A 21,080-nucleotide genomic window follows, 5' to 3' on the forward strand; every position below is an offset into this window, starting at 1 on the left:
AAAGTTATTCACAGTTTTCAGTTTGTCGAAAAACAGAACGAATCAAATGGAAATGTTTATATATAAGAAGGTGAGAATATGGAGTTTGATACAATAGCAGCCATTTCAACTCCAATGGGAGAAGGAGCAATTGCAATTGTTCGATTAAGTGGGGATGAAGCAATTGATATTGCAAATCGAGTATTTAAAGGGAGAAATCTAAAAGAGGTTGAGTCACATACGATTCATTATGGACATATTGTAGATCCAGATACGAACCAAGTCGTAGAGGAAGTAATGCTAACTTTGATGAGAGGACCTAAGACCTTTACGAGAGAGGATGTAATTGAAATCAATTGCCATGGCGGACTTGTATCTGTTAATCGTGTCCTTCAGCTCGTCCTAACAAATGGGGCAAGACTAGCTGAACCTGGTGAATTTACAAAACGCGCCTTTTTAAATGGTCGGATAGATCTTTCACAGGCAGAAGCAGTAATGGATTTAATCCGTGCCAAGACCGATCGTGCGATGAATGTAGCAATTGGACAAATGGAAGGTCGATTATCTACCCTTATTAATCGTTTACGTCAGGAATTACTTGAAACATTAGCACATATTGAAGTCAATATTGATTATCCAGAATATGATGACGTCGAGGAAATGACCCATCGTGTGCTACTTGAAAAAGCAAACACAGTACGCAATGAAATCATAAAATTATTAGAAACCTCAAACCAAGGGAAAATTTTACGCGAAGGCTTATCTACTGTTATTATAGGTAGGCCGAATGTTGGAAAATCATCTTTATTAAATAGTCTAGTTCATGAAAATAAGGCAATTGTAACAGATATTCCAGGGACAACCCGCGATGTAATCGAAGAATATGTCAATGTTCGTGGTGTCCCATTACGTCTTGTCGATACAGCGGGAATTCGTGAAACTGAGGATATCGTGGAACGGATTGGTGTTGAGCGCTCGCGTGAGGTTTTGAAAAAAGCTGATCTTATTTTACTTGTGTTAAACTATGGAGATGAATTCACGGAAGAGGACGAGCGTTTATTTGAAGCTGTTTCAGGTATGGAAACAATCGTTATTATTAATAAAACAGACCTTCCGCAAAAGATAAATATGGAAAGGGTTAAGGAGCTTGCTAAGGCTAATCCCATTGTTACAACCTCTTTACTAGAGGAAAAAGGAGTAGATGCTTTAGAAGAAGCTATATCCTCCTTATTTTTTACTGGAAACGTCGAAGCGAATGATTTAACATATGTTTCTAACTCTCGTCATATTGCTTTGTTAACACAAGCGAAAAAATCAATTGAAGAAGCTATTTCGGGTGTAGAGTCCGATCTACCAATTGATATGGTTCAAATCGATTTAACAAGAACATGGGAGCTATTAGGAGAAATTGTCGGAGATGCTGTTCATGAAAGTTTAATCAATCAGCTATTCTCACAATTTTGTTTAGGGAAGTAGAAGTTTTTGCAAGAGGAGGAAGTAACATTGAGCTATGATGCCGGTAATTACGATGTCATCGTCATTGGTGCAGGACATGCAGGCAGTGAAGCGGGATTAGCTTCAGCACGTCTAGGTGCCAAAACACTGATGATTACTATAAATTTAGATATGGTTGCATTTATGCCATGTAATCCATCCATAGGAGGACCTGCAAAAGGTACGGTTGTTCGTGAAATTGATGCCTTGGGCGGTGAAATGGCTAAAAATATAGATAAAACACATATTCAAATGAGAATGCTGAACACCGGGAAAGGTCCTGCCGTTCGTGCTTTACGTGCACAAGCAGACAAGTTTTCCTATCAACACGAAATGAAGAGAACGTTAGAAAATGAACCAAATTTAACACTTGTTCAAGGAATGGTTGAACGTTTAATTGTTGAGGATGATGTGTGTAAGGGTGTTATAACGAATACAGGTGCCACATATCATGCCAAAACAGTTGTTATTACAACAGGAACATTTTTACGCGGTGAAATCATTCTGGGTGAATTAAAGTATTCAAGTGGTCCCAACAACCAACAACCGTCTATTAAGTTGTCTGAGCATCTTGAGGAGTTAGGCCTTAATTTAGTCCGTTTTAAGACAGGTACACCCCCGCGTGTTAACAGTCATACGATTGACTATAGTAAAACAGAAATTCAACCTGGTGATGAAACACCTAGAGCTTTTTCGTATGAAACGACAAAATATATAACCGATCAGCTTCCATGCTGGTTAACATACACAAGTCAAGAAACACATGAAATCATTGATGCAAATTTACATCGTTCTCCTATGTATTCTGGGATGATAAAAGGTAGTGGACCACGTTACTGCCCATCAATCGAGGATAAGGTAGTTCGATTCCATGATAAGCCGAGACATCAAATTTTCCTTGAACCAGAAGGAAGAAACACGCAGGAAGTCTATGTTCAAGGACTTTCTACAAGCTTACCTGAAGAGGTTCAACATCGATTGATTGCATCCGTTCCGGGCCTTGAGAATGCAAAAATGATGAGACCGGGATATGCAATCGAATACGATGCCATTATTCCAACTCAGCTTTGGCCAACACTTGAAACGAAAAAAATTAACAACCTCTATTCAGCAGGGCAAATTAATGGAACGTCTGGTTATGAGGAGGCTGCAGCCCAAGGGATTATGGCAGGTATTAATGCTGGACGCCGTGCCCTTGATAAAGAGGAAGTCATTTTAAGCCGTTCAGATGCTTATATCGGCGTACTCATTGATGATTTAGTTACAAAAGGTACAGCTGAGCCTTATCGTTTATTAACTTCTCGTGCGGAATATCGTTTACTTCTTCGTCATGATAATGCAGATTTACGTTTAACCGAGATCGGTCATGAGGTGGGATTAATTCCAGAAGATCGATACCAAAAGTTTTTAGATAAAAAAGCAGATATTGAACAAGAAATGGAACGTCTTCAAAGCATTCGAATTAAACCAACTGACGTAGTACAAGAACTTATCCGCTCTGTTGGTGGAAGTGAATTGAAGGATGGTATTCTAGCTTCTGACTTATTAAAACGACCAGAGATGACGTATGAGCATATTCGCAAATTAGCTCCTAGTGATCAAGAGATTCATCCTGATATAGCAGAGCAAATTGAGATTCAAATCAAATATGAAGGATATATTCAAAAATCCTTACAGCAAGTTGATAAATTAAAGCGGATGGAAGACAAAAAAATCCCAGAAAACATTGATTATGATGCCATTTCTGGTTTAGCGAATGAAGCAAGAGCGAATTTGAAAGAGGTACATCCTTTATCGCTTGCTCAAGCCTCAAGGATTTCAGGTGTAAATCCAGCTGATATTTCCATTCTACTCGTATACCTTGAGCAAGGGAAAATTGCCCGCGTTAACTAACGTCGAGGTGCATTTGATTAATATTGGAAGGAAACACAATATGGACACTTCTTTATTTACATCTATGTTGGAGGAGAAGGGGATTTCTCTTTCTCCAACCCAACTAAATCAGTTTGAAACCTATTTTAAATTATTAGTTGAATGGAATGAAAAAATGAACCTTACGGCGATAACAGACAAGCCTGAGGTCTATTTAAAGCATTTTTACGATTCGGTTTCAGCTGCATTTTATTTTGATTTTACAAAGGAATATTCGATTTGTGACGTAGGAGCGGGTGCGGGCTTCCCAAGTATCCCTCTAAAAATCTGTTTTCCAAATTTAAAAATCTCAATTGTAGACTCACTCCAAAAGCGAATTACTTTCCTCAACGAGCTTTCTAAGGAGCTTCAACTTGAAAATGTGACATTTTATCATGATCGAGCCGAAACCTTTGGGCAAAAAGGAGAAATTCGTGAATCCTTTGATATTGTGATGGCAAGAGCTGTTGCTAGAATGTCTGTATTAAGTGAATTATGTTTACCGCTTGTAAAGGTAAATGGAACATTTATTGCGATGAAAGCTGCTTCTGTATCAGAAGAGCTAGAGGATGGAAAAAAGGCCATCACAACACTAGGTGGCAACATAAAAGAGGTACATCACTTTTTATTGCCAATTGAAAATAGTGATCGAAATATTGTAATCATCGAGAAGAAGAAATCAACACCCAAAAAATACCCTCGAAAACCGGGGACACCAAATCGTTCACCCATTATGTAACTTTTATTAAGACGGGATTTTAACCCCGTCTTAATAAAATTGCAGCCTCCGGCGGATGCCACGATTTTTCAAATGTAACTTTTCGAGAAAACTCGGGCGCAAATACGCCTTGGCGTATTTGATTCTTGTGGTGAACGATTTTATTACATTTTATATCCTTTTCACCTTGTGAATTAGTAGAAAGATAGTAAGATTTTTGTAAAATCCATGTTATAATAGAAGGAATGAGAGAGAAAGTATAGAATTTGTAATAGTGGGAGTTCTAAGGGGTGGTGGAATTATGAAGCATCCATTTTCACGATTATTTAGCATCGGTGAAAAAGATGATAAACAACAAGTGAATCAAGAACAGGTGGTAGAAACACAATTAAAGGATTCAATAGATGATGAAGAGACACACCTGGAGGAAGTACGACAAATTCCGATAAATGAGATTGTTCCAAACCGATATCAACCGAGAACTGTTTTTGCAGAGGATAAAATTAATGAACTTGCATTAACCATACGTACACATGGAATTATTCAACCGATAGTTGTTCGACAATTTGCTGATAATCAGTTTGAAATCATTGCTGGAGAACGACGTTGGAGAGCCGTACAGACTCTTGGATGGGAGACAATTCCAGGAATCATTAAGGAATTTAATGATGCAGAAACTGCATCCGTTGCGTTAATCGAGAATCTACAACGAGAAGAGTTATCAGCGATTGAAGAAGCGTATGCTTATGCTAGATTGCTAGAATTACATAATCTTACTCAAGAAGCGTTAGCTCAGCGATTAGGGAAAGGTCAATCGACAATCGCCAACAAGCTGCGTTTATTGAAGTTGCCTGAAGAAGTCAAACAAATGCTTATGCAAAAGAAGCTCACCGAGCGTCACGCGAGAGCGTTGATCCCTCTTAAGGATCCAGAAAAACAAATTAAGCTTATGCATGACATTATTGAAAAAGAGCTAAATGTTAAGCAAACAGAGGACCGCGTCGATAAAACCCTTGAATTAGAAAAGGAGAAAAAACGACCAAGGCCTAAATTCAAAGCAGTTAGTCGCGATATGAGAATCGCTATGAATACAATTCGTCAATCATTAACGATGGTCGAGGAAAGTGGCGTCAATTTAAATACGGAAGAAGAAGAATTCGACGAATATTTCCAATTTACAATTCGAATCCCTAAAAATAAATAAACCAATCCATTTCCTTACCCTTACGTGGTAAGGGAATTTTTTTTGAATTAGTTCTATAAAACTATTTTTTGAAAGTTACATCAGCAAATATAATCAATTTGTTATAGGAAATGTTTCACGTGAAACATTTAACTTTATTCAGTTGGGAACTGAATAAAGTTAAAGCCTCCGGCAGATGCCACGAATTTTCAAAGTGAATTTTTCGAGTGAACTCGAAAAATTCCGGGCGCAAATACGCCAAGGCGTATTTTTTTATAAAAAAAGTTAAACCCTATCATTTTTTCATGATAGAATAGTAAAAGTGATAGTTTTATAAAGTCCTCACTTTGTAAAAAAATGTAGAATAAGTAGTTTATAATTGAAAGTAGGTGACATCGTGGGGAAAATCATCTCAATTTCTAACCAAAAGGGTGGAGTAGGAAAAACAACTACTTCTGTTAACCTTAGTGCGTGTTTAGCCTATGTCGGAAAGCGGGTTTTACTTGTCGACATCGATCCTCAAGGGAATGCAACAAGTGGTTGCGGTATAGAAAAAGCAAATGTAGATCAATGCATTTATGATGTGCTAGTTGATGATGTAGAAGCGAAGGATGTTACGGTTCCAACGACAGTTGAAAATTTATATATGATTCCAGCAACGATCCAATTAGCGGGTGCTGAAATTGAGTTAGTGCCAACAATTTCTCGCGAGGTTCGTCTGAAAAGAGCCTTAGATGAAGTTAGAGACCAATATGACTATATTATTATTGACTGTCCACCATCATTAGGTCTGTTAACGTTAAATGCGTTGACAGCTTCCGATACAGTGGTTATTCCCGTTCAGTGTGAATATTACGCACTTGAGGGGCTTAGTCAGCTATTAAATACTATTCGTTTAGTTCAGAAACACCTTAATACAGATTTAATGATTGATGGAGTACTTTTAACGATGCTTGATGCAAGAACAAACTTAGGTATTCAAGTCATAGAAGAAGTGAAAAAGTATTTCCAAGATAAAGTGTATCAAACAATTATTCCAAGAAATGTACGATTAAGTGAAGCTCCGAGTCACGGGGAACCGATCATCATCTATGATCCAAAATCAAGAGGTGCTGAAGTATACTTAGATCTTGCAAAGGAAGTGATTGTGAATGGCTAAAGGGTTAGGTAAAGGTTTTAATGCTTTATTCCCAACGATGGAAGAAGTAGGGAAAGAAGAGGTTGTTCAAGAGATTAAACTGAATCAATTACGTCCGAATCCGTATCAACCAAGAAAGACATTTGAGCCAGAGGCAATTGCTGAACTAAAGGAGTCCATTCTTACACATGGAATTTTACAACCTTTAATTGTTCGAAAAAGCATTAAAGGCTTTGAAATTGTAGCGGGTGAGAGACGTTACCGTGCCGCAAAGGAAGCAAAGCTAAACACAGTTCCTGCTGTTGTTCGAGAGCTAGACGAGCAACAAATGATGGAAATTGCATTACTCGAAAACCTTCAGCGTGAGAATCTATCACCAATAGAAGAGGCGTTTGCTTACCAATCCTTACTAGACCATTTAAAAGTCACCCAAGAGCAGCTTGCTAAAAGATTAGGAAAAAGCAGACCACATATTGCAAACCATCTTCGTCTTTTGTCACTTCCTAAACATGTACAGAATTTGATCTCAGAAGGGAAATTGTCCATGGGACATGGACGTACATTATTAGGACTAAAAAAGAAGGAAAAATTGAATGCGATTGTTGAAAAGGTCATTGCAGAAGAGCTTAATGTTCGTCAATTAGAAGCATTGGTTAATCAAGTGAATCAAAATGTTCCACGTGAAACATCTAAGCCACCAAAAAAGGAAAAGGATATCTTTATTAAAGAACAAGAATCCTTCCTTCGCGAACGTTTTGGTACATCTGTCACGATTAATCAAACGAAGAAAAAAGGAAAAATTGAAATTGAATTCTTTTCAAATGAAGACCTTGAAAGAATTCTTGAACTGTTAGAAACACCAAAAATCTCATAATGACAATAGGAAACCTGCATGTTTTTATTTTCTAAAATAAGACCGTGCAGTGTTTTTTATTACTTGCAAATTTTAATATAACTAGGGGAAATGAAAATTGGTTCTATTAGGGACGATCGTAAATGGGTTGTGTATAGCAGCCGGAACCTTATTAGGTAAGGTACTGCACAGAATTCCTGAAAAGGTAAAAACAACTGTTATGCATGGAATTGGACTTGCTGTTTGTTTATTAGGAATTCAAATGGGACTAAAAAGTGAACAGTTTTTAATTGTTATTTTTAGTTTAGTATTTGGAGGTATTCTCGGCGAATGGTGGGGCCTTGAAGATAAATTAAACAAGTTAGGAAACTGGATAGAAAAGAAGGTTGGCTCTTCTTCAGGTGAGGGCACGATTGCAAAAGGCTTTGTTACAGCTACCTTGATATTTGTAATTGGTGCAATGGCAATCATTGGGGCACTTGATAGTGGTTTACGGAATGATCACAGTGTTCTCTATACAAAGTCCATTCTAGATGGATTTACAAGTTTAATATTGTCGACGACGCTAGGTGTTGGTGTACTGTTTTCAGCAGTGCCAGTCATCCTTTATCAAGGCTCTATCGCTTTATTTGCGACACAAATTGATAAATGGGTTCCTGCGGGGCTAATGGACTCGTTTATTGTCGAAATGACGGGGGCAGGAGGATTAATGATTGTCGCAATTGGAACAAATCTATTAGGCATAACCAAAATACGTGTTGCCAATCTTTTACCTGGTATTTTAGTAGTCGCTATTATCGTAGCAGTAATTTATTATTGGAATTCAATCACCAACTTCGCACAATCTATTTTTTAAACCTCTTCTAACATTGAAGAGGTTTTTTTATAAGGTAAAACGATCATTCTCAATTGGATCGAGTTCTATCTTTCGAAGATATCCAAATTCTGCCTTGCAAATGCCACTAGAAATGGTATTTGCTATTTTCATTACTAAACTTAATCTCGTATTTTGGAGGACGAAAAACTCCATAAATCCACTCACATTTACAATTCCAGTTATATGCATATCTCCAATAGGGGTTAATTCCTTATTTACACCCGCACCAGGCTTGATTGGCCCTTCTCCAATAGTAATAGACCCCACGCTCTTTAATCTACCTAAACAGGCATCTATTCCAATAATAAAAGGGTTTGAATATCTCTGATTTATTTCCTCAATTTTTTCTTGAAGATTAACTGCATGAATAGGTTCGTCCAATGTGCCATATACATGAAAGTGGGACAGTCCTTTTTCGGTGATTTTTGTACCGATTAAAGGTCCAAGACAATCGCCAGTGGAACGATCTGTACCGATGCAAAATATAACAATTTGTTGATTGGTCGTAGATGGGAGCATTGAAGTAATTTTTTGGGCAATTTGGTGGTCAGCTAGTTCTTGATCATGTGGAATGCGAAAAGGTTCATTTTTTAGATGGTCAAATAATTTGTATCGTAGATTCATAGGTTTCACCCCTTTTTAACTGTAGTAACAGTATACGGAAGAATCTTAAATTCTATACATCTGAATAAAAAAGAATCTTAGATTTGCAATATGTTCGATTTAGATTGAAGGACCATAAGTGATGGGGGGATTGCATGTTTCAGGCAGGGATTCGGTGGATGTTTTTGATTTTAGGTACTGCGATTGGTGCAGGTTATGCGTCTGGAAGAGAGATTTGGCAGTTTTATGGTGAGCAGAGTGGCTTGGCCATTATTTTCTTTACATTCATTTTTATCATTTGCTGCTATATCATTATGAAAATTAGCTATGAAAAAAAAGCAGAACATTTTGTTCCAGTTTTAAAAGAATTAGTGGGGGAAAAGGTTTCCCATGTGTATGATGTGATTACGATATTATACTTGTTTTCTACCACAGTCGTAATGTTAGCAGGTGGTGGTGCTACTTTAGAATTGTTTAGTATTCCGTTTTGGTGGGGGATCATCCTATTTGGATTTCTACTTGTTTTGGTCTTTTTATGGAATATAAATGGTTTAATCTCAATAAATATGGTGGTTATTCCAGCCTTAATTATTTTTTTAGTGACGGTTCTGTATATTTTCTTATCATCGAGTGGTAAGGAATTATCCTTTGTTCTCCATGAACAGAGCAATTGGCCGTCAGCCTTTACGTTTACAGCACTAAATATTTTACCACTTGTTGCTGTATTAGGTGCGATTGGGAAGGAAATGAAATCAAAAGGGGAGGCCTGGGTTGCAAGTATTGGAAGTGGATTGTTTTTAGGTGTTATTACCTTTATTTATAATGAGGCTCTCATTGAAGTAGCACAGGAAATCATGCTATATGAAATTCCGTTGTTTGTGATCCTGAAAGGTTTCCCTTACATAGCCGTGTTTATCATGTCCATTCTTTTATTTGGTGCGATATTCACAACGGCTGCATCGGGATTATTAGGATTATCCACACGATTTAAAGAAAAAATGAAAATGCCACTGTGGATAATTGCTTTTATTTTAATACTTTTGATGGTGCCTTTTACGACTTTTGGTTTTTCAACCCTCGTTTCGATTTTATATCCTTTATATGGTATTGCGAATTTATATTTGTTAGCGGTAATTTTGCTTTATCCAATTGTAAATCGCTACAATTTAAAATGAATTCCTGTTACAATACAACATATAACAAGGATAAAGGGTGAATGTCATGGTTGAAAAAGACTACGGATTACATGATATTGTAGAAATGAAGAAACCTCATCCGTGTGGAGCAAATAAATGGAAAATCATTCGATTAGGGATGGATATTCGCATTAAATGTGAGGGCTGTGCACATAGTGTGCTCATTCCACGAAAAGAATTTGGTCGAAAACTAAAAAAGATTTTAGTAAAGCATGAGGAATAAAGCCTCATGCTTTTTTGATGGCTAAAATTGGCTGGTTGTGGTGAATCATTTTTATAGAATTTTTAAAGCGGTCATTTATAATAGGGGATATGATATTTGGAACTATGTGGGGAGATGAGTGAAGTGACCACATTTAAATCTGCATGTCCGTTAAATTGTTGGGATAGCTGTGGTTTTGTCGTAGAAGTGGAAGACGGGAAAGTTATAAAAATTGATGGTGATAAAGAACATCCGATTACGAAGGGGAAAATTTGTGGTAGAGGTCGTATGTTGGAAGCAAGAACAAACTCTGATGAGCGGATTCTTTATCCTTTGAAAAAAATAGATGGAGAGTTTCAAAGAATTACGTGGGAACAAGCTTTAACGGAAGTTTCAGCGAGACTTTTAGATGTGAAACAGAAATATGGATCCACAGCAGTATTGCATAGCCATGATTATGCAAATGGAGGACTTTTAACAAAGATTCCGGATCGCTTTTTTAATTGTTTTGGTGGTGCGACTGAATTAATTGGTAGCATATGTTGGGGTTCAGGCATTGAAGCCCAAAATTGGGATTTTGGAAATGCAGCTAGCCATGCCCCTGAGGATATATATAATAGTAAAAATGTAATTATTTGGGGAAGAAATGTAACACGTACGAATATCCACTTATTCGCTTATTTACAGGAAGTGAAAAAGAAGGGTGTCAATATAATTGTCATTGATCCCATTTATAATGGTACGGCTAAAATTGCACATTCATATATCTCCATTACCCCAGGAATGGACGGGTTTTTGGCGATTGGAATTATGAAGGAATTGCTTCGCTTAGGACTACAGGATAAAAACTTTATTGAAAATTATACAGTTGGTTTTGAAGACTTAGTAAATATAATTGATTCCGTTTCAATTGAACACATCGAGAAAGTGACAAATGTTCCACGTGAAACAATTACAAAATTAGCTCACGTTTATAGTAACGGTCCAACAACAACCTATATGGGCTTAGGAATGCAGCGTTACGCAAATGGAGGAAATACAATCCGTTTAATTGATGCTCTTGTTGCTGTTAGTGGGAATGTTGGGGTTCCTGGTGGTGGTGCCAATTTTGGAAATACACAGGTTGGCCAAAGCTTTGATAGTGCGGCATTGACACTTCCGGAGAGGAAGAAAGAATCAAGAGCATTTGTAATGACTGAGCAAGCGGAAAAAATCTTAACGGCTTCAGAGCCTCCAATCAAGATGATCATGGTATCATGTGGGAATCCATTAACACAGGTACCAAATACAGCCCTTGTGCAGGAAGCCTTTGAGTCAGTAGACACAGTAGTTGTACTAGAACAGTATATGACTGATACTGCAAGGTTAGCGGATTATGTACTTCCATCAGCAACTGTTTTTGAGGAAGAGGATATTTACTATTCGTCCATGTACCATCACTTTGTCAATTATGGTCAAAAGCTAGTCGAAGCTCGTGGTGAAGCAAAATCAGATGTATGGATATGGACGGAATTAGCAAAAAGGCTTGGCTTTGGAGAAGATTTCGACTATTCAAGAGAAGAATATATAAAAATGGGATTAAGTTCATTACAGGATAAAGGAATTACTTTGGAATTAATTAAAGAGAAGAGCCATGTTCCGCTTCCAGTACAGCTTGTTCCATGGCATGATTTTCACTTTACAACCCAGTCTGGAAAATTTGAGTTCACCTCATCTCTGGGAGAGATAAAAGGGTATGATGGGCGTTTGAAAATTTCATATCCGAGGGAATCAATTCATTCAGACCAAGATTTAGCAAAAAGATATCCATATTCATTATTAACAATTCATCCTTTACGCTCTAATCATTCACAAAATTATCATTTGATTGAAGGATTGCAATCGGTAAAGGTTGAAATCTCAAAGGATATTGCAGAACAAAAGGGTCTTGAGCCAAATGATATGGTCAGGGTGTTTAATGATCGTGGTGAAATTTCAGGGAAGGTCCAGATTTTAAAGGATTCAGCCACGAATATTGTGTGTATCGATGAAGGACAATGGCATATCTTTGGTGGCAGTGTGAATCAACTTACTTCTCATCAGGTATCCGATAATGGACTTGGTAGTACGTTATATGATTGCCTTGTTGGAATCGAGAAGGTGAACGAATAAGATATTGGGTATTCATCCGATAGCCGTTTCTAGCCGAAACGGCTTGTGTTTTTTACAAGGAATATCTATAATTGTTGAAGGCTAGTAAGTATGTTACGGATAAGAGGAGTGGAAAAATCAATGGCGTTAACAGCAGGTATCGTTGGTCTTCCAAACGTTGGGAAATCAACTCTTTTTAATGCAATTACACAAGCAGGCGCAGAATCAGCGAACTATCCGTTCTGTACAATCGACCCAAACGTGGGGATTGTTGAAGTGCCGGATGCGCGTTTAAATAAATTAACAGAATTAGTACAACCAAAAAAGACTGTCCCAACTACTTTTGAATTTACGGATATTGCAGGGATTGTAAAAGGTGCTAGTAAAGGTGAAGGGCTTGGTAATAAGTTCCTATCACATATCCGCCAAGTGGATGCGATTTGTCATGTTGTACGTTGTTTTGCAGATGACAATATTACGCACGTAGCAGGTAAGGTCGACCCAATTGCAGATATTGAGACAATTAATTTAGAGCTTATTTTAGCTGATTTAGAATCAGTAGATAAGCGTATTGACCGTGTTGGGAAGCTTGCAAAGCAAAAGGACAAGGATGCTGTTGCAGAGCATGAGGTGCTAGTGATTTTAAAAGAAGCATTCGAAACTGAACAGCCGGCTCGTGCAATTGAATTTACGGATGAACAAATGAAGTATGTAAAAGGCATGCATTTACTAACAAGTAAACCAGTTTTATACGTTGCTAATGTTGGTGAAGATGATGTAGTGGATCCTTCTTCAAATGAGTACGTTCAATTGGTTCGTGAGTTTGCACAAAAGGACAATGCTGAAGTCATTGTTGTTTGTGCGAAGATTGAGTCAGAGATCGCGGAGCTTGAAGGGGAAGAAAAGGCAATGTTCCTTGAAGAGCTTGGTATTGAGGAATCTGGACTTGATCAATTGATTCGTACTGCATATCATTTATTAGGCCTTGCTACGTATTTTACAGCTGGTGTACAAGAGGTAAGAGCGTGGACGTTTAGAAAAGGAATGAAAGCACCACAGTGTGCAGGGATCATTCATACTGATTTCGAACGAGGATTTATTCGCGCGGAGACGGTATCGTACGAAGATTTGCTTGCAGGTGGCTCGATGAATGCTGCTCGTGAAGCAGGTAAGGTACGTCTTGAAGGGAAAGAATATATTGTTCAAGATGGAGATGTTATCCATTTCCGATTTAATGTATAAGGAATGTTGAGAATAGCCACAGAACGAAGTATTCGTTTTGTGGTTTTCTCTATTTTAAAGATTTCTTGCCTACAATTTATTCATGTGGTATAATATTTTTCTGTGAGTAATTGAAATAATTGCTCCTTGCCCTTTTTAGATAAAGGGCCGTTAGTCCAAAAGGAGGTGTAACGTGATGAGAAAATACGAAGTTATGTATATCATCCGTCCAAACATTGATGATGAAGCGAAAAAGGCTTTAGTTGAGCGTTTTAATGGCGTTTTAACTGACAATGGTGCGGAGATTACAAACGTAAAAGAATGGGGTAAGCGCCGTTTAGCTTATGAAATCAATGATTTCCGCGATGGTTATTACATGATTCTTAACGTAATGTCAAACGCTGAAGCTGTTAGCGAATTCGATCGTTTAGCGAAGATCAGTGAAGACATTATCCGTCATATCATTGTTAAAGAAGAAGAATAAGAATTTTTATAGAGTATAGACTCTGTTTCAATATCCTGTTAAGGAGATGGTTCTGATGATGAATCGCGTAGTTCTCGTTGGGAGACTTACAAAGGATCCTGAATTACGATATACCCCAAGTGGAGTTGCAGTTGCAACCTTTACACTTGCAGTGAATCGAACATTTACGAATCAGTCAGGCGAACGTGAAGCTGACTTCATTAATTGCGTCATATGGCGCCGACCAGCCGAAAATGTGGCAAACTTCCTAAAGAAAGGAAGCTTAGCAGGCGTCGATGGTCGTCTTCAAACAAGAAATTATGAAGGTCAGGATGGCAAACGCGTATATGTTACTGAGGTTGTAGCGGAAAGTGTTCAGTTCCTTGAACCTAGAAATGCGAATGACCAACAGCGCAGCGGTGGAGGTAACTTTGGTGGAAACCAAGGCGGAGGCTATGGTGGCAATCAAGGTGGCTATGGTGGCAACCAGGGTGGCAATCAAGGCGGTGGCCAAGGTGGATACTCTCCATTTGGACAGAGTCAGAACCCAAATCAAAACCAAGGACCTACAAGAGTAGACCAAGATCCATTTGCAAATGATGGACAGCCTATCGATATTTCAGATGACGATCTTCCGTTCTAATTTGTAAGTCAATCGTATAAATCAAAACATAAAAAAGGAGGGAAAATCGATGGCAGGCGGACGTAAAGGTGGACGTGCAAAGCGTCGTAAAGTGTGTTACTTCACAGCTAATGGAATTACACACATCGATTACAAAGAAGTAGATTTACTTAAAAAATTCGTTTCTGAGCGTGGTAAAATATTACCTCGTCGTGTAACTGGTACAAGTGCAAAATACCAACGTAAATTAACTGTTGCTATTAAACGTGCTCGTACAATGGCATTATTACCATATGTATCTGGTGAATAATATAGAAAAGCGATGATCGTCAAATGCGGTCATCGCTTTTTTGCATTAATTTTTCGTTAGGAACCAAGAGAACCGTCCCTGTGGTTCCTATTTTTTTAGTACGAAAAAACGAGGTGAAGCAATGATTAGGATTGATAATACGATTGTACATAATGCAAATGTTGCTAGCATTGTTATTCCGTTAAAGGTGAAGGAGTACCATACTGGGTTTTGAATTTCTGGTGCAAAGTATTCAATAAAGAGAAAGCCTGCTAGGAAATGCCAAAAATAGCGTGCGAGACTACCAATAAATATTGCAAAAGTAATAGCAAAAATTGCTTTTGGCTTTTGATTGTTTTTTAGACTTTCTTGCACAATTGACTTGAATATACCTCCTAATCCAATGAATGAAAAGGCAAGGATGTATTCCATAATGGCTTGAACTGGGTGTACAATCCATGGGTCAAATACTAACTGAAGTAGTCCCCATAACAACCCGGATAACATTCCTATTTTTATACCCCATCTTAATGCAATGATAAAAACAGGGACCATAGCAATTGAAATGGATATGGCTGGTGTAATATCAATTGATGGAAGTAGATCCAAAATTAGGGCTAACGCTGCAAAAATTGCAGCTTCGATCATTGCCTGTAGTCTTGTGTTTCTCATAAAAAAATCCCCCTTGAAGTATGTTGTAAAATAACGTACCCCAAAGGAGAACAACTTTAATAAAAGTATTAGTTCTCAGGTAACTCTCACATCCCTACGCTAGCACTAACTAACAGGTTCGAAGGGTCTGAACTCGAACGTTCACTCTCAGCAAAATTGCTCCCCTTGTGGTTACGTTTTTATCATATGATTACTATCATAATAGAAAATAGGGAAAAGTAAAACAAAAAGTTTCAGTCACAGGAGGAACTTTGAATAAAGACTGACAAGTCCTGTGTCAAACGTCGAAGTCACCATATCTTGTGGAAGTCAAAAAGTTGAAGACTTTCTAGTAAATCTTTAAAATAGAAGGTGATTGTAAAAACTAGCTCTTGTATTTAGAGGGTTGTAATATAAGTTGAGGTGAAAATTTGAAAAACGCAAAAACTTTAACAGAAGGCGCCATGCTTTTAGCAGTATATAGTGTACTATTACTTCTTACTTTATATATCCCACTACTTGGAATCGTGTTTTCATTCCTTTTGCCCATTCCATTTATCCTGTTTACCGTGAAATATAGAGTAAAGCAGTCATTGCTATTTATTCTAATTGCCTTTTTATTATCAGGGCTACTAGGTTCTGTCTTTGGGATTATACATACGATTGTGTTTGGAATTTCGGGGATCTTATTAGGCGAACTAATTAACCGGGGAAGAAGTGGAATCGAGCTATTTTTAGGCTCCTGTTTGTCGTATTTGTTCTCGATCGTGCTACTGTATGTAACAGCGATTTCGATCCTACAAATTGATGTCATTGATTTGATTCGAGAAAGCTCACGGGAATCTTTTGCCATGGCTGAGAGTATAATGAGGGCAACAGGAGGAGAAGTAAATACAGAGGTCATTGCACAACTGGAAGAATCAATTGAGATGATACAATACATGATCCCAAGCATGTTTGTTTTAATTGCGATGTTTTTAGCTTTTGTAACGGTTGTAGCAATGAAACCGGTGCTTATACGACTTAAAGTGAAAATGAATCCATTCCCACCGTTTCGTGATATTAATTTTCCTAAAAGTATTTTATGGTATTACTTACTGATCTTACTTTTAAGCTTTGTTGAAATGGAAAAGGGCACGTTTGGGTATACCGCCTTTTTAAATCTCTTTTTTGTTTTGCAGTTGTTTATGGTGATTCAAGGCTTGTCCTTCATTTATTATTTCTGTCATCAAAAAGGAATCACAAAGGCTGTGCCAATTGTATTGACAGTCTTATCGCCATTTCTTCTTTATATTATTCGAATCTTAGGTATAATTGACTTAGGATTTCAACTGCGAAATCGAATTAGTGGAAAGAAGTAAAACAAAGCTTTAGGAGCTGAAAATACATGCCAGACTTTTACAAAAGGAAGTTATTTCGCTATCCTATTTATGCATTGCTTGTGATTACAAGTATTTTTAGTGCAATTCTCATTTTTTCTCATTGGATGATTGGGTTAGCATGTTTTCTGCTCCTTGGACTCATTGTGTATTTTTTATTAAAAGCAAACTCACTTTTAAAAAAGGAAATGGAGCATTATATCTCGACCCTTTCGTATCGCTTAAAAAAAGTTGGCGAAGAAGCGTTAATGGAAATGCCAATTGGGATATTGCTTTATAACGAGGAGTTTCAGGTTGAGTGGGCTAATGCCTATTTATCGAACTTTCTTGATGCTGATACACTGGTAGGAAGATCTCTATATGATGTTGAGGAACTAATTGTTCCACTAATTCAGCAAGAGATTGAAAGTGAAACAATCACATTAAATGAGCAGAAATTTAAGGTCATTATAAGGAGAGAAGAACGCCTACTTTATTTCTTTGATGTTACTGAACAAATGGAAATTGTGCAATTGTATGAGGCTGAGCGAACCGTATTAGGGATTATCTTTTTAGATAATTATGATGAAGTAACCCAGGGGATGGATGATCAACGGAAAAGCTCGTTAAATAGCCAGGTTACGTCAATCTTAAACGAATGGGCAACTGAACATGGTGTGTTTTTAAAGAGGACTTCATCTGAGCGATTTATTGCAGTGTTGAATGAAGAAATCTTATCAAGCCTTGAAAAAACAAAATTTACGATTTTGGATGATGTGAGGGAAACTACCGCAAAGGATAGTGTAGCACTGACCTTAAGTATCGGGATTGGAATTGGGGTTCCAACACTTCCGGAACTAGGAGCTGCAGCACAATCAAGTTTGGACTTAGCATTGGGACGTGGTGGAGACCAAGTTGCCATTAAACTTCCAAATGGGAAGGTTAAGTTTTATGGTGGCAAAACGAATCCAATGGAAAAACGTACTAGAGTCCGCGCTCGCGTGATTTCTCATGCATTAAAGGAAATTGTCACAGACAGTGATAAAGTCATTATAATGGGCCATAAATACCCTGATATGGATGCAGTAGGGGCTTCCATCGGGATTTTAAAAGTGGCACAAATGAACCATAAAGAAGGCTACATTGTATTAAATTCAAATGAAATTGATTCAGGTGTTGGACGTCTACTTGAGGAAGTGAAGGAAAATACGGAGCTTTGGTCGTATTTTATTACACCTGAACAAGCTCTTGAAATAGCTACAAACGATACGCTGCTCGTTGTTGTTGACACCCATAAGCCATCGCTCGTCATTGAGGAAAAACTCATAACAAAAATTGATAAAGTAGTGGTTATCGACCATCACCGTCGCGGCGAGGAATTTATTCAATCACCATTACTCGTTTATATGGAGCCATATGCATCATCAACAGCGGAGTTGGTTACAGAGCTTCTTGAATATCAGCCAAAGCGAAAGAAAATTAATATGCTTGAGGCGACTGCTTTACTTGCGGGAATTATTGTCGATACAAAGAGTTTTACGCTTCGAACCGGATCAAGAACATTTGATGCGGCATCCTATCTACGCGCTCATGGTGCGGACACTGTCCTTGTACAGAAATTCCTTAAAGAAAATATGGATCATTTTAAAAAGCGCTCAAGACTTATTGAGTCAGCATTTATTTATAAAAGTGGAATTGCGATTGCAAAAGGGGAAGAGAGTGAGACTTTCGACCAAGTGATGATTGCTCAAGCAGCAGATACATTGCTTACGATGAATGATGTAGTCGCTTCATTCGTGATTTCGATCAGGCATGACTCACGAGTTGGGATCAGTGCTCGTTCATTAGGAGAGATCAATGTACAATTGATTATGGAAGGTTTAGGTGGCGGAGGTCATTTAACAAATGCAGCTACGCAATTAGTTGATACAACGATAGAAGAAGCAGAAGAACAGCTACTTTTGGTTATAGATGAGTATTTAGAAGGAGGTACCAAGGAATGAAGGTTATTTTCTTGAAAGATGTAAAAGGTAAAGGAAAAAAAGGAGAAGTGAAGAACGTATCTGATGGGTATGCACACAATTTCCTATTGAAGCAAAACCTAGCCATTGAAGCGACACCAGCAAACATGAAAACACTAGAAGCAAAGAAAAATAAAGAATCAAAAGAAGCGGCAGAAGAATTAGCCCAGTCAAAGCAATTGAAAGAAAAGCTTGAGACTCTAACAGTTGAATTGCATGCAAAGGCAGGTGAAGGCGGTCGTTTATTCGGTTCTGTAACTAGTAAGCAAATTGCCGACGAGCTTGCGAAAAAGCATGGATTCAAAATTGATAAGCGTAAATTCGATCTTCCAGATGGAATTAGGGCATTAGGCTATACAAATGTACCTGTCAAATTACACCAAGAAGTATCAGCAACTGTGAAGGTACATGTCAAAGAACAGTAATTTCCATTGAAAAAGAATAGGGAAAACAGATAGAATGAAAAATGTGGTTTTGTTTACATACAAGATCACATTTTTTCGTATAACAAGCTTTTTTATTCCGAAATAAGTATAATAGATAGATAGACTAAAAAAATTATGAACTTACTAATAAAGGGAGTGGAGAATAGTTGAGTGACATTTTTGCTGATCGTATTCCTCCGCAAAATATAGAGGCAGAGCAGGCAGTTTTAGGTGCGATTTTTCTAGAGCCGAGCTCACTTACTCTTGCCTCAGAATTATTGATTCCAGAAGACTTTTATCGGACAGCCCACCAGAAGATTTTTGAAGCGATACTAAGTCTCTCGGATAAAGGTGAACCGGTCGACCTTGTAACGGTTACTTCTGAGTTAGCGGATGCAAAAATTTTGGACGAAATTGGTGGAGTTTCTTACTTAAGTGATTTGGCAGGCTCTGTACCAACAGCCGGTAATATTGAATACTATGCGAAGATCATTGAGGAAAAATCAATTTTACGTCGACTCATTCGTACGGCAACGACGATTGCAACGGACGGTTATTCACGCGAAGACGAGGTTGATTCTCTTTTAACTGAGGCCGAAAAAAACATTATGGAAGTGGCAAACCGTAAAAATGCGGGTGCTTTCCAAAATATTAAAGATGTTCTCGTCCAAACCTATGATAATATTGAAACCCTTACTAATCGTGTAGGTGATATTACGGGAATCCCAACAGGGTTTACTGAGCTTGACAAAATGACAGCTGGATTCCAACGAAATGATTTAATTATCGTAGCAGCCCGTCCATCTGTTGGTAAGACAGCCTTTGCTCTTAACATTGCGCAAAACGTAGCAACAAAGACCGATGAGAATGTCGCTATCTTTAGTCTAGAGATGGGTGCTGAACAACTTGTGATGAGGATGCTTTGTGCTGAAGGAAACATCAATGCACAAAATCTACGTACAGGCTCCTTAACACCTGAGGATTGGAGTAAGCTAACGATGGCAATGGGAAGTTTATCAAATTCAGGAATTTATATTGATGATACCCCAGGTGTTCGTGTAAATGAGATTCGTTCAAAATGCCGTAGACTTAAGCAGGAAAGTGGATTAGGGATGATTCTGATTGATTATCTTCAGCTGATCCAAGGTAGCGGTAGAAGTGGCGAAAACCGCCAACAAGAGGTTTCTGAAATCTCTCGTTCCTTAAAAGCTTTAGCTCGTGAATTAAAGGTCCCGGTTATTGCCTTATCACAGCTATCCCGTGGTGTTGAACAAAGACAGGACAAGCGTCCGATGATGTCAGATATTCGTGAATCAGGAAGTATTGAGCAAGATGCGGATATTGTAGCTTTCTTATATCGTGATGATTATTATGATAAAGAATCAGAGAATAAGAATATCATTGAGATTATCATTGCTAAGCAACGTAACGGCCCGGTAGGAACTGTTTCATTGGCATTCGTAAAGGAATACAATAAATTCGTTAATCTCGAACGAAGGTTTGATGATGCCGGTATGCCGCCTGGAGCATAGTTCAAAAAAAGTGCAAGGCGCCCGATTATCGGCGACAAGTATAAGACAACCCCAACCTTTCGAAGCGATTGGCTTAGACCAGAGAGCCGATCGCTTCTTGAGCTAAACAAAAAGGACGTATCATATTGAACTATAACCCATAATATGGACAGTTTAATAAAAGAGACTATGCTGCTAACAGATGACCTCGATATTTTGCGAGGGCACTGAAAAA

The 21,080-nt window shown here is 38.0% G+C and carries 20 protein-coding genes and 1 riboswitch; of the genes, 18 read left to right on the forward strand and 2 right to left on the reverse strand.

Annotated features, from left to right (window positions below; all coding sequences use genetic code 11):
- Positions 1-78 precede the first annotated feature (78 nt).
- The 7 genes from mnmE (at position 79) to V7097_RS17265 (ending at position 8,132) form a co-directional block, all read left to right on the forward strand.
- Positions 79-1,455 carry a tRNA uridine-5-carboxymethylaminomethyl(34) synthesis GTPase MnmE gene (gene mnmE, locus V7097_RS17235; protein WP_335704874.1) on the forward strand — a complete coding sequence of 459 codons (1,377 nt, stop codon included), beginning with the start codon at positions 79-81 and terminating at the stop codon, positions 1,453-1,455.
- Between the two features lie 27 nt (positions 1,456-1,482).
- The gene (gene mnmG, locus V7097_RS17240) at positions 1,483-3,366 is read left to right on the forward strand and encodes a tRNA uridine-5-carboxymethylaminomethyl(34) synthesis enzyme MnmG (RefSeq protein ID WP_335704875.1); all 1,884 of its coding nucleotides are present in this window, start codon (positions 1,483-1,485) and stop codon (positions 3,364-3,366) included.
- Between the two features lie 40 nt (positions 3,367-3,406).
- The gene (rsmG, locus tag V7097_RS17245; RefSeq protein ID WP_335704876.1) at positions 3,407-4,123 is read left to right on the forward strand and encodes a 16S rRNA (guanine(527)-N(7))-methyltransferase RsmG; all 717 of its coding nucleotides are present in this window, start codon (positions 3,407-3,409) and stop codon (positions 4,121-4,123) included.
- A 280-nt stretch (positions 4,124-4,403) separates the two neighbouring features.
- Positions 4,404-5,306 (forward strand): nucleoid occlusion protein, encoded by a 903-nt coding sequence (gene noc, locus V7097_RS17250; RefSeq protein ID WP_335704877.1) that lies wholly within the window; start codon positions 4,404-4,406, stop codon positions 5,304-5,306.
- 376 nt (positions 5,307-5,682) lie between these two features.
- Complete coding sequence (locus V7097_RS17255) at positions 5,683-6,444, forward strand: ParA family protein (RefSeq protein WP_335704878.1); 762 nt, start codon at positions 5,683-5,685, stop codon at positions 6,442-6,444.
- Positions 6,437-7,297, forward strand: coding sequence for a ParB/RepB/Spo0J family partition protein (locus V7097_RS17260; protein ID WP_335704879.1), 861 nt, complete (start codon positions 6,437-6,439; stop codon positions 7,295-7,297). The genes V7097_RS17255 and V7097_RS17260 overlap by 8 nt, the downstream gene beginning before the upstream one ends.
- 97 nt (positions 7,298-7,394) lie before the next feature.
- Positions 7,395-8,132, forward strand: a complete 738-nt coding sequence (locus V7097_RS17265; protein ID WP_335704880.1) for a DUF554 domain-containing protein — start codon at positions 7,395-7,397, stop codon at positions 8,130-8,132.
- 27 nt (positions 8,133-8,159) lie between these two features.
- Here V7097_RS17265 and yyaC read toward each other — a convergent pair whose 3' ends face one another.
- The gene (gene yyaC, locus V7097_RS17270) at positions 8,160-8,777 is read right to left on the reverse strand and encodes a spore protease YyaC (RefSeq protein WP_335704881.1); all 618 of its coding nucleotides are present in this window, start codon (positions 8,775-8,777) and stop codon (positions 8,160-8,162) included.
- Positions 8,778-8,911: 134 nt separating this feature from the next.
- On the opposite strand from yyaC, the gene V7097_RS17275 reads away from it, so the two are divergent.
- The 7 genes from V7097_RS17275 (at position 8,912) to rpsR (ending at position 14,900) form a co-directional block, all read left to right on the forward strand.
- Entirely contained in the window at positions 8,912-9,931 is a 1,020-nt protein-coding gene (locus tag V7097_RS17275) for a YkvI family membrane protein (RefSeq protein ID WP_335704882.1), read from the forward strand.
- A gap of 46 nt (positions 9,932-9,977) precedes the next feature.
- Complete coding sequence (locus tag V7097_RS17280) at positions 9,978-10,175, forward strand: DUF951 domain-containing protein (protein ID WP_335704883.1); 198 nt, start codon at positions 9,978-9,980, stop codon at positions 10,173-10,175.
- Positions 10,176-10,289: 114 nt separating this feature from the next.
- Complete coding sequence (locus V7097_RS17285; protein ID WP_335704891.1) at positions 10,290-12,305, forward strand: molybdopterin-dependent oxidoreductase; 2,016 nt, start codon at positions 10,290-10,292, stop codon at positions 12,303-12,305.
- Between the two features lie 120 nt (positions 12,306-12,425).
- The gene (ychF, locus tag V7097_RS17290) at positions 12,426-13,526 is read left to right on the forward strand and encodes a redox-regulated ATPase YchF (protein WP_335704892.1); all 1,101 of its coding nucleotides are present in this window, start codon (positions 12,426-12,428) and stop codon (positions 13,524-13,526) included.
- Positions 13,527-13,701: 175 nt separating this feature from the next.
- Positions 13,702-13,989: a 30S ribosomal protein S6 gene (rpsF, locus tag V7097_RS17295; RefSeq protein WP_335420397.1), complete on the forward strand. Its 288-nt coding sequence runs from the start codon at positions 13,702-13,704 to the stop codon at positions 13,987-13,989.
- A gap of 55 nt (positions 13,990-14,044) precedes the next feature.
- The gene (gene ssb / locus V7097_RS17300) at positions 14,045-14,611 is read left to right on the forward strand and encodes a single-stranded DNA-binding protein (protein WP_335420400.1); all 567 of its coding nucleotides are present in this window, start codon (positions 14,045-14,047) and stop codon (positions 14,609-14,611) included.
- A 49-nt stretch (positions 14,612-14,660) separates the two neighbouring features.
- Complete coding sequence (rpsR, locus tag V7097_RS17305; RefSeq protein WP_335704884.1) at positions 14,661-14,900, forward strand: 30S ribosomal protein S18; 240 nt, start codon at positions 14,661-14,663, stop codon at positions 14,898-14,900.
- A gap of 87 nt (positions 14,901-14,987) precedes the next feature.
- On the opposite strand, the gene thiT is transcribed toward rpsR, so the two are convergent.
- On the reverse strand, positions 14,988-15,551 hold the full coding sequence (gene thiT, locus V7097_RS17310) for an energy-coupled thiamine transporter ThiT (protein WP_335704885.1): 564 nt from the start codon (positions 15,549-15,551) through the stop codon (positions 14,988-14,990).
- Between the two features lie 74 nt (positions 15,552-15,625).
- Positions 15,626-15,727, reverse strand: a riboswitch (TPP riboswitch).
- Between the two features lie 234 nt (positions 15,728-15,961).
- Between thiT and V7097_RS17315 the strand changes: the two genes are divergently transcribed.
- The 4 genes from V7097_RS17315 (at position 15,962) to dnaB (ending at position 20,866) form a co-directional block, all read left to right on the forward strand.
- On the forward strand, positions 15,962-16,891 hold the full coding sequence (locus V7097_RS17315) for a YybS family protein (RefSeq protein WP_335704886.1): 930 nt from the start codon (positions 15,962-15,964) through the stop codon (positions 16,889-16,891).
- A 26-nt stretch (positions 16,892-16,917) separates the two neighbouring features.
- Positions 16,918-18,891: a DHH family phosphoesterase gene (locus V7097_RS17320; RefSeq protein WP_335704887.1), complete on the forward strand. Its 1,974-nt coding sequence runs from the start codon at positions 16,918-16,920 to the stop codon at positions 18,889-18,891.
- Positions 18,888-19,334 carry a 50S ribosomal protein L9 gene (rplI, locus tag V7097_RS17325; RefSeq protein ID WP_335704888.1) on the forward strand — a complete coding sequence of 149 codons (447 nt, stop codon included), beginning with the start codon at positions 18,888-18,890 and terminating at the stop codon, positions 19,332-19,334. Before V7097_RS17320 ends, rplI begins: the two co-directional genes overlap by 4 nt.
- A gap of 167 nt (positions 19,335-19,501) precedes the next feature.
- On the forward strand, positions 19,502-20,866 hold the full coding sequence (gene dnaB, locus V7097_RS17330; RefSeq protein WP_335704889.1) for a replicative DNA helicase: 1,365 nt from the start codon (positions 19,502-19,504) through the stop codon (positions 20,864-20,866).
- Positions 20,867-21,080 lie beyond the last annotated feature (214 nt).

The organism is Bacillus sp. JJ1562 (assembly GCF_036962705.1).
In the GTDB taxonomy this organism is placed as follows: domain Bacteria; phylum Bacillota; class Bacilli; order Bacillales; family Bacillaceae_L; genus Ferdinandcohnia.